We start from the raw sequence: 1,424 nt of genomic DNA on the forward strand, positions 1-1,424 counted from the left end.
GGCTCATCGGAATCGAGAGTGTAATTGAGGTCTGAATCCTCCGGTTTCGAGCAATGACCGCGCGATGTAATTGGTGAGGTTGCGGAATCCGAGGGCTGAGCCGCGCAGGTGCTCCAAGCGGCCATTGATTGCCTCGGTCGGGCCGTTGCTCGTGCCCGGCCGGTCGAAGAACGCGAGCACGTCCGCGGCGCGGCGCTTCAAGGTCCGGCCGAGCGTGATCAGCTCCGTGAGCGCGCCAGGAACCGAATGGCTGAGCGCATCGATCACCGCCTGCATCATTCGCTTGCCTGTCGCCTTGTCGGGTTCGCGGTAAGCGGCGACCATCCGCTGGTAGATGCCCCAGGTTGCTTCGACCTCGACGTGCCGGTCATCGGCGAACAGTCCTGTAAGCCGTTCCCGTTGTGTCTCGGTCAGTAGCCCGGCGCCGGTGTGCAGTGTTCTTCTGGATTTGTAGAGTGGATCATGACTGCGGCCGCGGTGCCCGAGCGTCTGCTGCTGCACGCGCTGCCGGCACCGGTCCAGGGCGTCTCCGGCCAGCCGTACGACGTGGAACGGGTCCATCACCGGTGCCGCGTCAGGCAGCTCTTCGGCGGCGGCCGTCTTGAACCCGGTGAAGCCGTCCATCGCTACAACCTCGATCCCGTCCCGCCATTGCTGCGGCCGGTCAGCCAGCCATCGCTTGAACACCTGTTTCGAGCGGCCCTCGACCATGTCCAGCAGCCGGGCGGTGCCGGTTCCATCGCGTACCGGGGTGAGGTCGATGATCACGGTCACGTACTTGTCCCCGCGGCGGGTGTGTCGCCAGACGTGCTCATCCACACCGATGACCCGCACCCCGTCGAACCGGCCTGGGTCCTCGATCAGCAGACGCCGGCCTTCGTCCAGAACCGCGCTGTTGGCCGTGTGCCAGGAGACTCCCATGCCTGCAGCGATCCGATTGACGGTCAGATGGTTGACCACAATGCCTTCCAGCGCCCAGCGAAGACCGCCGCGGGAGATCTTCGCCCGAGGCGCCGCGGCCTTCGACATGTCCTGCCGCCAGACGTGTCCGCAGCCGGCGCACCGGTAACGGCGCAGCCGGAGCAGTAACGTCGTCGGACGCCACCCGAACGGTTCGTGCGCCAGGGACCTGATGACGGTATCTCTGGCAACACCTTGGCCTCCGCAGCGCCGGCACCACTGGTCCGGGTCCACGACGAGGCACAGCAGCACTGCCCGGTCAGGCTCCAGACGCTGGCCGATGACATCCAGGCCAAGGTCGTCGAGCCGGCAGAACTTGGTCAGGTCAGGGGCATCGAAGGTAGCGTTGGACACGTCGAGGTCTTTCGGATGGACAGTGTAGGAACTTCCATCATCGGAAGACCTCGACCTCTATCCGGACACCGACGCGCCAACGCTATCTACACTCTCGATTCCGATGAGCC

Annotated in this window: 1 protein-coding gene; it reads right to left on the reverse strand. The window is 65.1% G+C overall.

What is annotated here, in order from left to right; translation table 11 throughout:
* Positions 1-3 precede the first annotated feature (3 nt).
* Positions 4-1,314 (reverse strand): ISL3 family transposase, encoded by a 1,311-nt coding sequence (locus tag AC5RVS_RS17835; RefSeq protein WP_494109135.1) that lies wholly within the window; start codon positions 1,312-1,314, stop codon positions 4-6.
* Positions 1,315-1,424 lie beyond the last annotated feature (110 nt).

Source organism: Arthrobacter sp. Y3221048, assembly GCF_059092685.1.